We start from the raw sequence: 13,057 nt of genomic DNA, 5'->3' as shown, positions 1-13,057 counted from the left end.
GAAAACACACATATATGGACAACTCGTTGGTATGCTCCTCTATTCTTCTACGATGTTTCAAATGCGACAACTCAGAAAGTCTTTTTGAAAATAAAAGACTGAAGAAATATTAATTTTCTCCAACAAAAGAAACGTTCCTGTAACTATGAAAGGTGTCTTTTTATAACCTAATAATCGATACCAAACTGGACATAATAAAATGAATAAAAAATATCCATTGTTAGGGGAATTGAATCGTGAAGCAATTGTTTAAATTAAGCTCCTCATGGTTTCCAATTTGGTTAATATCATTATTAATGTTAGTCATGGTATTTGTATATCTGCCTATATTTAAAGGTGCAAAACAAAACATGTCTGATGTTCCTCTAATTGTTGTAAATGAAGATAAGGGAAAAGTTGGCGATGCCATATTATTAAATCTTATCGAAAAGCAAAATGGGAACTCTTTTAAATGGGAAGTTGATAAAAGTAGGAAACAAGCATTCACTGATATAAGAAATAACAAGGCATATGGCGCATTAATTATCCCTTCAGACTATTCAAAAAGTCTTGATCGAGTCCATGATACGCTTATTTCCGGTCTTACAAATGATAAACCTGCTGATTTAGAAATTTTATTGAACGAAGGGATTGGGCAAACTGCATCCATGATTGCGAGTAATACCCTTCAGACAGTCGCTTTAACTGCTTCTAAAGGAATTAGTAGTCAACTAAAAAATGAATTACTGCAAAAAGGAATGAGAGTAGCACCAGAGAATGCTTCATTATTAGAAAACCCCGTACAGGTTGTTTCCAAAAATGTACTGAGGCTGCCGGTTAATCTTAATAAAGGAATGACACCGTTTGTCATGGCCCTTATATCATCTATTACTGGAATGTTGGGTGCAAATATGATACATGGATATCTTTTGCGAAGTAATGGCATTTTGAAGAAAAGGGGATCTGCATTAAGTGAATCTGAAGTCCTTACATCAGAAATAATTTTTGGTATCATTTTAACTTTCTGTGTTTCAATTTTTATTCAACTAGGGGTATTTGGAATTTTTGGGAGTGCACATGCTTCAAACATTTGGACGATATTCCTGTTTACTTTCTTTAGTTGTACAACCATGTTTTTGTTATTTAAAACGATAGCAGTATTTTTAGGTGGATGGGGAATGTTAGTAATGTTCCCGGTGAATTTTATGGGGATATTTTCTAGTGGCGGAGCATTTCCTCTATCAACATTACCTACCGTCCATCGACTGTTCAGTCATATTCTACCTACAAGATATATTGTGGATGGAATAAGGGCATTACTTTATTATGATGGAAGATTGGAGGCAGGACTTGGACTAGCCTTATTGGCACTCTCCATCTATTTTGTTTTGACATTAGCAATTCTTATTGTATTCATTAGTCTTACTAAAAAATATAAAGAAGCAGCTGTTGATGAAAGTGGAAAGAAAATTGAAGTAGAAGTAGGAAATGAAATTCCTCATGAACCACCTACTCACGAGCAAAGGAAAAGTCTCCATACAGGAGAAAAAGATGGAATGTTTCGTCAAGCAGTGTCTAATTTAGCTAAAGGCAGTAATAAAGAGAAACAGGAAATGAATGATAATGAGTATCGAAACGCATTGAAGTCCTTAGACAAAAATAAAAAATAATATTATTGCTTGAAGATGAGAGTAATAATATTATTTTTTGCGTATTTCTAGATTTTTTACATTAACAAAAATACTGCTATAATAGCAGTATTTTTAAATTACTAAGTAAAGGTAAAAGAATAATAAAATAACAATATCTAGTTCCTTAACATACAGGTAACCGCATAAAATGTATCTAAACGTGTAACTTTTTACTTTTGGTGACGTGACCCCTAGTATAGAAAAGCTAAAAATTTTTAATCGCTTAATTATTAGAAGGTGGAGGAAGCCTTTGTTCAATAAGGCTTTGCAATGATATTCAATAATCAAGCGAGTTTCTTAAATATTCGGTTCTCGAAATAAAAAGCCACCTTAAGTAAGTTGAAGAATGACATTTTTCTGTGTTACCAATCTCAAAAACGAATGTATTTAATAAGTTTTATTTTCTCATTTTTTGATCGTAAAATCTTTGATGATTTGTTATCAAGACTATTATCAAAAACAAATTAACAATAACCTCCTTTCGAAATTAGCTCCAATCATACATAAAGCTTGTATTAACGCAGTAACGCTAACGAAGTAGATAGCCTTTAGATACTATGTAGCTACTGCAGTAAGCTTGCCTGTCCAATCGAAAAATAAAAAGAACTCTTACCCCAATAAGTAAGGGGGAGCTAATTATGTAAGAAGTAATGGGTTTTTACATGCTGGTAGTTGTCTTAATAGCCCATTTTTCATGAAATAGATGAGAAATCAGATTTACATATAAGAGTTTACAAGGTACTCTTTTTAGATAGGTTTAACTCTTCAGTCTTAGGTTTTTTCCATAGTATAGTGATGGCTAAACCAATGATAATGACAACTGTACTGAAATAGTAGGGGTAATTAATATTAATATCAAATAAAATGCCACCTAAGATGGGGCTAAATACGTTGGCCAGGGAAGTGAAAAAAGAGTTCATTCCTCCAACAAAGCCTTGTTCGTTACCAGCAATGCGTGATAAGTACGTTGTTACGGCTGGGCGAATGAGATCCGCACCTATAAATACGGTAAATGTGACTGTCATAACCGTCCAGTAAGAGCTCACTAATGTCATTGTAAAAACTAAAATCGCAGATACTACCAATGACCAACGAATCATATTAATTTCACCCATGTACTTTACTAACGGTTCGAATAGTACAATCTGAAATATTGCACCTATAATGGCACCGCCTGTGATTGAAATAGCAATATCCAATGGACTAAACGCGAATTTATGATCAACGTATAAACTGAAGAATGACTCAAATGCTGTTAACCCAAATGTCGATACAAAAATGACTACAAAAGCAATAAAGAACATAGGCATGAATATCTTCTTTAAGCCCATCTTTTTTTCTATTAGTCCTTTGACCTCTACTTCTTCTTGAGGAGACGCGGGTTCTTTTAACAGCTTAACGGATAAGATTGCAGCAACAAATCCAAGAACTGAAGCTGAGTAAAAGGGTACTCGCGTGCCAATCTCAGCTAAGAAGCCACCTACGCCTGGCCCTATAATTAATCCAGTAGTAATAGCTGCTGACATATATCCTAGCATCTTTGGGCGTGTTTCTAATGTTGTTATATCTGCAATAAAAGCTGTCACAGCAGGCATAATACAAGCACCACTAACACCGCCTAAAATACGTGATACGAACAATAACTCGATTGTTTCCCCTATTCCAAATAATAATTCTGATAGACTGAAGATAAATAATCCTATTACTATCATGATTTTACGGCCAAATTTATCAGCTGCTTTCCCCGCAAATGGAGAAATAATTAATTGTGTTAGGGCAAATATTGCTGTTAAATAACCAACAGTTGTACCACTAATGTTCAATTCATTCATAATACTCGGTAATACAGGTATGACTAAACCAATTCCTAAAAAAACAATAAATATGTTTATAAGTAAGAGGTATAGTGTACTTCTTTTTGTCTTACTCATATGGAAACCTCCGTCTCTATAGATTGCTATGCAAAAGCTTATATAGCTTGATGTACCTTCCATGTCATATGATATAGCGGTTGCTTATGGTAGAGTATGAAGTATGGAGTTAGTCTATAGTCAAGAGGAGTTTTCAACTTGGAGAGAAAAACTAAAACTTTAACTACAGGAGAATTTGCTAGCTACGTGGGAGTGAAGAAAGATACATTATTTTATTACGATAAAATTAATCTTTTCAAACCTGCGGGGAAACTTTTAAATGGTTATCGCTATTATACCTATGATCAAATTAAATCATTCTCTACACTCCAGTCTCTTCGGAAATTAGGTGTATCAATCGAGGAGCTAAAAGAATATCTTAGTTCCCAAAACACTCATAAATTTATTCAAATGGCAAATCAGCAAACCGTTATAGTAGAAAAAGAAATTGAAAAATTGCTTCAAATTCAACGTTTCTTTAAGCAGATTATTTCAACGGAAGAGGAACTGAAAGGTGTCGAATTTGGAAAAGTTTATGTCCAAAAAACGGAGAAAAAGTACATCCTTCTAAGCAATAAAACCTCAAATGAGGGCATGAATACTGTAGAAGAATGGTCAGAGCAATATAATCATTTTGGAAAACAGATAGGTTTGCAAGTTCCGGTACCTATTGGATCTTTACTAACAAAAGATACCCTAATTCAAGAGAGGTTTGAGAGGGTTGATTATTTATTTTCTTATAGTGAGTTGGACACAGGACAATCAAGGCCAGAAGGTCTTTATGCCATTTATTATCACGAAGGACCTTATAAAAATATTGAGTCTTCCTATCTCCATGTAACTAATTTTATTAAGACAGAAGGCTATTCTATTGTAGGTGACGCGTATGAAGAGTACTTGTACGATTCGATGAAAACTAATAACGAAGAAGAATACCTTACTAAAATTAGCATACAGGTGGAGAAAGATTTAAAGGAACAGTAAGATTTATTTTTTAATCTTGTACTTATAGTTGCACCAAGGGGCCACTTTCTATGAAATAGTACAAAATTCCTTCTAGAACAAGAGGTTTGTTATTTTATCTGAGTAACGAAAAATAAGTACCTAATCTATAATAAAAAGAGCTGTATCGTAAGATACAGCTCTTTTTATTGATATTTATTGGTAACGAAGTTTCTCCACGTCTTCTATTGTAAGACCTGTCAATTTACTTATCATTTTACTGTCTATACCTTCTTGAATCATGCCTAAAGCAACCTTCTGAATCCCCTTTTTTTCTCCTCGCTCTTCTCCCAGTTTCTCTGCTCTTTTTAAAGCAGATTTTTCATCTAAAAGAGCTTTTCGTCTTGCTTCATAAGCAAGTAATACTTCTGGATCTTGGCTCACACGTTCCCATTCATCCATTGCTTTCTTTAATACCTGATCTTCTTGCATCGCAATCTCCTCCAATACTTGAGTGATTTCTTCATCTTCAGATGCTTCAAGTAATAATAACCATCGCACAAGTTGATCTTTTCGAGGATCTACCTCTCTATTACGCCATTTAATTAATAACTTAGGTAGCTCCATAAAATGAATTTCCAGCATATCAGTTAAGAGTAATTTTTGTTCACGCTCATACAGCTAGAAAGTTGAGTGATAATCATGAATATGGGACAAATAACGGAAGTTAACAATATTAATTGTAATGGTTTTACAAAGCTCTCCGTAATCCATGCCTTCCTTCATTTGGCTACTATACATTTTGGACCAATAATAGAGTGTTCGCTTTTCCATATCAGCTTATTATTAAGTTGAATTTCAATATTAACGCGGCTTCCATCCTCTAATTGCGCGTGTACATCTAAAATCGAACGTTTATCTTCTTGGTTTTCTTTATTAAAATGCGGATCTAATAACTGAACCGTTTGAATCTTCTTCTCATCTGGAAAGCGAAGTGCCGCATTTAAAAAGGCAGCTAAAATGGATTCATTTCCATGGGTGCCAAATAACGATTTAAACGCAAAGTCGACACGTAAATCTAATCGTTTCGTCATAATGCCCTCCATCATATTTATGTTTGTTATTAGTATATATCACGACTAGATTTCTTCTTCCTATATCACGCGTTCTAATTCGATACGTTCACATTGAAAAACTTGTTACTCCTGTTAGGTACAAGATATTTTTAATAACCCATTAATTGAATATAATTAGATAAATAATAAAGGGACTTTCTTTTTGTTTAAGTGCTGCAAGAACTTAATAAGGTGATCAACATCATCTTGAGAAATGGGTAAAAGCTGTGCTAGAGCATTTTTAATATCTGTTAAGATACATAAGTCATGTAATTCATGATCAGTGAAGATAGTTTGAAGGGGATTCAATCTGAATAGTAATGGGAGATTGTCATATAGGTCAGTTCCACACTTAACAAAAAAAATTTGTCTCCATAATGATCCATATTGTGTAATCATCTCGTGTTCGATGATCCTTACTATTGTTATTTCAATTTCAAATAACAACATATTCAAATAACAACATATAAGACTTACATATGAGCTCTTTTTCCATGTACATTCCTCCTTTTATAGGACTTTTAAAATAAGTTAAATTATAGTTGTCCTGCGGTCCACTGTGCCTGCCTAGGTATACATCGAATGCATAGATGTGTTTCTCGCTACTTTTCCATTACCACTTCCCTTCTCTCTATTTGACCATCGTTGATTCCTTCTCACCTATTAATGTAATCATTTGAGAAAGGCAAACAACTCTTTGTTCTGAGTTTCGGTCTCAATATAAAAAAAGCTAAGAATGACTGTTTGAAACTAATGTTTCTGTATCTTAGAGGTGAAAAAATAAGGTCATTTTAAAATGTCAATCTACTAAAATTCCTAAAACAGTACATTTCATTACTATTTACCTCCATTTTACTCCTAATTCTCATGTATAACACGACTTTTTACACCTTTATAAGTAAAAATATTCAATTTACTTTATATTAACTTATGATTTCGTGTAGTAAAATTAATTTTGCTATAAATGAACAATGCAAATAAAAATACATTTATCAAAAGGGGATAAAACAATGAAAAGTCGTGTTATCAAAATTGTTTCTTCACTCGCTATAGGAATAGGAATTGTTGCAGCTCCAGCTTCCTCATACGCTGCAACGCCTAAAACCATGAAAGTTCATTACATTGATGTTGGTCAAGGAGATAGTATTGGGCGGCAGATGATGTCGTTATAATAATGTGCTAAATAAAGTATTCTTGCTCTAGCATAATGAATAAGATGTCAGTCTCTTACTTTGAGACTGTTTTTTACGAATTAATTATTAATAAACTGTTTTGAAAAAATTATAATATTTCACTGCTAAATAATATCATTACTAAGGAATAAAACGTTGTTATACTATCTTTTAATATTGGTAAAATACACATGAAATTAACAACTTTTAGAGGGGGAACAGCTATGTATAAAAAAGGTGTTTTTTTATTAATTACGGCAATTTCTTTACTGGTTTCTGGCTGTCAACAAGAAGAAAAAGTCGATTCAAAATCAAGGGAAACTGGAGAGGTTAGTAGCCAGGAGACCAGTGATAATAGTGCTAATAAAGCGAATCAAGATAGTAATAATGCTACAGACAATAATACTGGGGAACCTTCAACTATAAAAGGTAGCGATCATGGGAGTGCTGTTCACAAAAATAGTAATCAGCAAAACCCAACTAATTCAAATACAGTCTCCGATGACGCTTTTGTTACTAAAGATACAGCAGCTCTAGTAATGGCTGATTACATAAATGGACTAACAACTGCAATTAATACAGGCCAGTTCAGTAACGTTGCACATGTTTTAAAAGGTTCGTTATATAGTGACCAACAATCATTAGTAAGCAACTTATATAAGAAGGGTATTAAAGAGAACTGGGTAGATTATTCTGTAGTAAATTTTACAAAAGCAGGTAACTCTTCTGATGGGCCTCTTTATAACATACAAACTGTAGAGACTGTATCTGTTATACAACCAGATGGATCTCAAAAAACAAATAAATATAATTGGATGTACACAGCCGTGCTTATCAATAACCAATTATACTTAACTGATATAGCTAAGAATGGACCGATTACTACTGTATCAAAGACTGGTCCAACTTCAAGCACTCCATCAACAAATAGTCCAGCTACAACCATAACTAATAGCAAAAAAGCTTATTATTTAGATTTATTAGAACAGACTAGAACTAGTGAAGTACAACCAGTTAATGACCAAATCGATGGTGACAGAAGACAAGCTTCTGGAGCAAATTATCAAATGTGGGACCAAGTGTTGAACGACATCTATGGCGAATTAAAAAACCAATTATCTGCATCAGAGATGAATGATCTAAAAATCAAACAACGTCAATGGATTAAAGATAGAGATGCTGCTTCTCAAAAAGAGTTGAAAGAAGCTGGAGGCGGAACTTTAGCTTATGCTGAAGAAGCTCGTATTTTACACGAAATGACTAGAGAACGTTGCTACGAGCTAGTTACTTATTATATGAAATAATGAGAAAATGCTATATTTACATGGTGGAACTTTATGTATTGGCTATCTTTATTGTTATGTGTGTATATGCCATCCTATAAATCACACACATACACATTTGCTCTTGCTATTTCTTGCCGTTATTTCTCTTCCATTTCTATCTGACTATTATTAGCTAACACCATCCTTTGCAGATTCATAAACTTCTCTAATAGTGATGGGAATAATTTAATGTATTCAACGTAACAAAGAGCCACTTGTTGCATACAAGTGGCTTTTTATATTGAGTATGTTTTAGATAAAATGTGCTAATCGTAACAGAATATTATCTTTGTTTTCAATATATCCCTTTCTGCTCTCGGTTTACCTTCCCCTCATTGCTAATTCTTGAAAACTCTTAGGTCAATTTCAAAATTTTTGCTAGATTGACTGCATAATTCGTGTGAGTTCTTTTTCTAAAGCATCGGGCTCGTTTGAGTAATTATAAATCCCTAAAAATTTCTCTATAGCCACTGGATGAGAACTGATTAGCTTATTGACAGCATTCTGTTGTTCAGAGATGCGTTCATTCTGCGAAATTTGACATCCCATGTGAAACCGAACCATAAACTCGTCTTCTATTGCCTTTTGATATTCTTCAGATATTTGATTTGATTGTTCAGATTGCCCCTTATATTTTGAGAGAATATTGGATAATATACGTGCTCCACATATAGCATCATGGATACCTTGTGCCATGCCAGGATCTTTAAAACAAACTGCATCTCCAACTAACGCCCACCCTTTTCCCATCCCTTTATACCAGTAATTATCATATCCGAGAATGCCTTTAACCGGTTCTACTAGTTCTGCATTTTTTAAACGCGTCCCTATTGTTGTATTCGGAAAGTTATCTGTTAAAAAATTGCGTAGACAGCTTTCTGGATTTAATTTCAATCGTCCTATCAATTCCTTATTTTCTAATGGGAAAATGCCGGCAATAACATATAAATTATCATTCGTTGGAAAGAGAATGGCTGTGTTATCTTTTATCTTGTATACTTCAAATTTAGGGACATTGTCATGGCGAAATTCAGAGAAGTACCCGAAATAGATGCCGACTTTTGCCGAAATGCTTATTTTGATTTCACTTTTTACCAGCCTGCGGATAATTGAGGATCGGCCGTCTGCCCCGACTACCATGCGAGCTAAAAATTCTTGTTTCTCGTTATTGCCATCTAGACCTTCCACCCCTACTACTGTATCGTCATCATGAATAACATCCGTCACACGAAACCTTTCTAGAACGGTTACATTCATTTGTGATTTGGCTTGTTCAAGTAGGATCTGATCGAGATAAGTTCTTCTAATGCAGTAACAACTTTCTTCTCCGTCAACCTTAGGGATGCGTCCTTCTATCGCGGTATCCTCAAATTGAAATTTAATATCCTGTACCGGTGGGGCGTTTGTTTTCAATAATTTGTCCATGACACCGATTTCTCGAAGAAGAGCGACAGTATTATTGAAAAAAGTATGGGTTGATAATGTATCCTTTGGAAAGGTCGCTTGGTCTACTAACAACACATGGAAACCTGCCTTTCCAAGATAAATAGCAAGGGTAGAGCCGGCAACTCTAGCACCGGTAATGATGACATCATACGTCTTATTCATCGTATCGCTCCGTTTCCAAGTACAATTATTAATTTGCGTATCCATTTAGAAGGATTCCAAAACTAATGCTCTTACGAGTTAAAGCAATGAGGTAAATTGACAAGGGTATGCTACATACATAAAGTATGGAAGTTAAAACGAATTAAGCACAGGGAATTCCCACCTGTTAAACAATTAAAAAGAATTTGTGCTAAAAATCGAAATGATATTTTAAGCATTAAATAAAAGCTCATTTACAAGAAGGTACAATAGATGGATTGAAACATAGATATAGATTCTAGATATATATTCCTTAAATACGAATAACTTATATTTGTTTTATGAACTAACATTAAATCCCCAGCATTTTAACAATAATTGGACAGCATCTTCTAACTCACCTTCAGGAATTCCAGCAAAACCAAAAACAATATTAGGAGGGTTTTCTTGTTCTTTTTCAAATGAGTAAGTGGATAATGGATATACCTTTATAGCTTCATCACCTGCTCTTCCAACCAATTCTTTTTCATCCATCCCATTATTAACCGTAAGAACGATATGAAGGCCAGAATGCCCACCAATAATAGAGATTTTATCTTGATACGGTTTTAATAATTCTAATACTCTTTCAAGCTTACGACGGTAAATCTTTCGCATTCTGTTTAAATGTCTCTCAAAATCACCTTTTTTTAAAAATTGAGCTAAAATATGTTAGTCAATTCTTGAGACAGAAGAGGAGTTATAGAAAGATAGTTTTTCTTTATATTGTTGTAGAAGAGGCCTTGGTAGCACCATATAGCTAATCCTAATAGATGGCATTAGAGATTTTGAAAAAGTGCCTAAATAAATTACTTTTCCGCCGAGATCCATGCTCTGCAAGGCAGGAATGGACTTTCCACTATAACGAAATTCACTATCATAATCATCTTCTATTATATAGCGATTCTTATCTTCTGCAGCCCATTTTAATAGCTTAGTCCGTCGATTTATTGATAACACAGTGCCATACGGAAAGTGGTGGGAAGGGGCTAAGTAAACGACATTAATATTTTTCCGATGAACATCTTCTACTTTTACACCTTCTTCATCTACTCCAAGAGGATAAACTTCATTTTGAAAACTCTTGAGCATCTTTAAAATTAAATGATAACCTGGGTCCTCTACACCATAAATCGTTTCTTTGTTAAAGAGGAGCAAGAGTTGGTGTAATAAGTTTTCAATCCCGGCCCCAACGATAATTTGATTAGGTGAACATTGTACTCCTCGAGCATGGTACAAATAATGAGCAATTTCCTCCCGTAATTCTATTTCCCCTTGTGAGTCTCCAAGTAATAATAAGGAGTGATTATCCTTGTTAATTGTGTCTTTGGCATGCTTACGCCAAATGGAAAAAGGGAAATTCTCAGTATCAATCGAGCTTGGATGAAAATTGTATTTTATATCTTTCTTAGTTATTTCAATATTCTCCCGCAAATGATTGTTTACTTGTATATATTCTAAGTCGTCATAGGCCATAACAAAGTATCCTTTACGTGGAGATGCCTCTACATATCCTTCTGCAGCCAGTTGCTCATAAGCTGTCTCAACAGTGTTCCGACCTATTTTTAGGAAACTAGATAGCTTCCGTTTGGATGGTAATTTTGTTCCGTAAGAAAGGCGTCCTTCTATGATTTCTTTTTTTATATGCGAATATAATTGTTCGTATAATGGTATACCATTTAGTCTATTTAATTGACATGATAACATTTCCACTCCTAATAACCTCCCTATAACTGGACCTATTGTTTTTTAGAAAACTGGCACTTCCAATAAAGTCAATTAATTTCTATACTATTTCATAGATTCGTAAAATACAAGAGTTAGTGAAATGGAGTGTATGAAATGAAGAAATCATTAGGTACTGATCGTGTAAAACGAGGAATGGCAGAAATGCAAAAAGGCGGCGTTATCATGGACGTGATCAATGCAGAACAGGCAAAAATTGCAGAGGCAGCAGGCGCTGTTGCTGTTATGGCATTAGAACGCGTTCCAGCTGATATTCGAGCAGCAGGTGGCGTGTCTCGTATGGCAGACCCAACAATTGTAGAGGAAGTAATGAATGCTGTATCTATTCCGGTTATGGCAAAAGCGAGAATTGGTCATATTGTAGAAGCACGTGTACTAGAAGCAATGGGTGTAGACTATATTGATGAAAGTGAAGTACTTACACCTGCGGATGAGGAATTTCACCTTAACAAAAGCACATTCACAGTGCCATTTGTTTGTGGGTGCCGTGATTTAGGAGAAGCAGCAAGACGAATTGGTGAAGGTGCTGCCATGCTTCGAACAAAAGGTGAACCAGGAACAGGAAATATTGTAGAAGCAGTACGCCATATGCGTAAAGTAAATGCGCAAGTACGTAAAGTTGTGGGTATGGACGAAAATGAGCTCATGACAGAAGCAAAACTATTAGGAGCTCCTTATGAGTTATTACTGCAAATTAAACGTGAAGGTCGTTTACCAGTTGTCAACTTTGCTGCAGGTGGTGTAGCTACACCTGCAGATGCAGCATTAATGATGCAGTTAGGAGCAGATGGTATATTCGTTGGATCAGGTATCTTTAAATCGGATAATCCAGAAAAATTTGCTCGTTCAATCGTAGAAGCAACGACTCATTATGAAGATTACGAGTTAATTGCAAAGCTCTCAAAAGGATTAGGGAATGCAATGAAAGGCATTGAAATTTCATCATTATTACCAGAGAATCGCATGCAAGAACGAGGCTGGTAATTTTTAAATAGATAATGTATCTTACGAAAAGCTATTCTTTTTACTAACTTAGTTTTTTTTCTTAAAATATAAAGATTATTTCTGAAAAGCTAATTTTTGTTATTGAAAATACCATTGCTTAGAACAAGCAATGGTATTTTTTCCTTCTCTATCCTTAATGATTTTATTATTATCTAATATATTATATTTTTCTAATATCCATGTGTAATTAATACACAAAGGAAAAACAGGGACTAAACAGTCCCGAAAACCATAAGGGAGATACGCATAAGTTTTTCTGCGGAAATCTTAAATAATTTTTCGATGATAACAAAGAGGATTTCTACTATCCATATATCAGGAGCCGAACTAATTTCATCATATGGACGCTTCCATCCTCCATAGATAAAGATAAGTCCTACTAAAATCATACAATAAATAATAACAACTGACATTCAAGTCCTGCTTTCTTTTGTAGTCTAAATACTTTTCTTCATGTCACTATGGCGGCATTCGCGCAAGAAAACGTCACCTTTTACTGAACTTTTGAAGTAAGCTGAGTTGCAGTTATCGCATCGGCCACTAACC

Annotated in this window: 8 protein-coding genes and 2 pseudogenes; 5 read left to right on the top strand and 5 right to left on the bottom strand. The window is 34.5% G+C overall.

Going from position 1 to position 13,057, the window contains the following annotated elements:
* The first annotated feature begins 236 nt into the window (after positions 1–236).
* Entirely contained in the window at positions 237–1,649 is a 1,413-nt protein-coding gene (locus tag OK414_RS09510) for an ABC transporter permease (RefSeq protein WP_095379486.1), read from the top strand.
* 752 nt (positions 1,650–2,401) lie between these two features.
* Here OK414_RS09510 and norA read toward each other — a convergent pair.
* Positions 2,402–3,601, bottom strand: a complete 1,200-nt coding sequence (gene norA, locus OK414_RS09505) for a multidrug efflux MFS transporter NorA (RefSeq protein WP_034652886.1) — start codon at positions 3,599–3,601, stop codon at positions 2,402–2,404.
* A 138-nt stretch (positions 3,602–3,739) separates the two neighbouring features.
* On the opposite strand from norA, the gene OK414_RS09500 reads away from it, so the two are divergent.
* Entirely contained in the window at positions 3,740–4,564 is an 825-nt protein-coding gene (locus OK414_RS09500; protein ID WP_034652888.1) for a MerR family transcriptional regulator, read from the top strand.
* Positions 4,565–4,738: 174 nt separating this feature from the next.
* Here OK414_RS09500 and OK414_RS09495 read toward each other — a convergent pair.
* Positions 4,739–5,616, bottom strand: a pseudogene (locus OK414_RS09495) (Rpn family recombination-promoting nuclease/putative transposase).
* Positions 5,617–6,647: 1,031 nt separating this feature from the next.
* On the opposite strand from OK414_RS09495, the gene OK414_RS09490 reads away from it, so the two are divergent.
* On the top strand, positions 6,648–6,809 hold the full coding sequence (locus OK414_RS09490; RefSeq protein WP_016765086.1) for a hypothetical protein: 162 nt from the start codon (positions 6,648–6,650) through the stop codon (positions 6,807–6,809).
* A gap of 224 nt (positions 6,810–7,033) precedes the next feature.
* Positions 7,034–8,113, top strand: a complete 1,080-nt coding sequence (locus tag OK414_RS09485) for a lysozyme inhibitor LprI family protein (RefSeq protein WP_053215342.1) — start codon at positions 7,034–7,036, stop codon at positions 8,111–8,113.
* Positions 8,114–8,512: 399 nt separating this feature from the next.
* Here OK414_RS09485 and OK414_RS09480 read toward each other — a convergent pair whose 3' ends face one another.
* A complete protein-coding gene (locus tag OK414_RS09480; protein ID WP_016765084.1) occupies positions 8,513–9,742 on the bottom strand; it encodes an NAD(P)/FAD-dependent oxidoreductase in 1,230 nt (409 codons plus the stop codon).
* A gap of 318 nt (positions 9,743–10,060) precedes the next feature.
* Positions 10,061–11,473 (bottom strand): annotated as a pseudogene (locus OK414_RS09475) (PLP-dependent aminotransferase family protein).
* Between the two features lie 129 nt (positions 11,474–11,602).
* Here OK414_RS09475 and pdxS point away from each other — a divergent pair.
* Positions 11,603–12,490, top strand: a complete 888-nt coding sequence (gene pdxS, locus OK414_RS09470; protein WP_263045528.1) for a pyridoxal 5'-phosphate synthase lyase subunit PdxS — start codon at positions 11,603–11,605, stop codon at positions 12,488–12,490.
* A gap of 233 nt (positions 12,491–12,723) precedes the next feature.
* Here the strand turns inward: pdxS and OK414_RS09465 are convergent, their stop codons facing one another.
* Positions 12,724–12,924: a hypothetical protein gene (locus OK414_RS09465; protein WP_263045527.1), complete on the bottom strand. Its 201-nt coding sequence runs from the start codon at positions 12,922–12,924 to the stop codon at positions 12,724–12,726.
* Positions 12,925–13,057 lie beyond the last annotated feature (133 nt).

The organism is Priestia sp. JV24 (assembly GCF_025910025.1).
GTDB lineage: Bacteria > Bacillota > Bacilli > Bacillales > Bacillaceae_H > Priestia > Priestia megaterium.
Note: the sequence above shows the minus strand (reverse complement) of the source record. Positions and strands in the feature narration are given on the sequence as shown.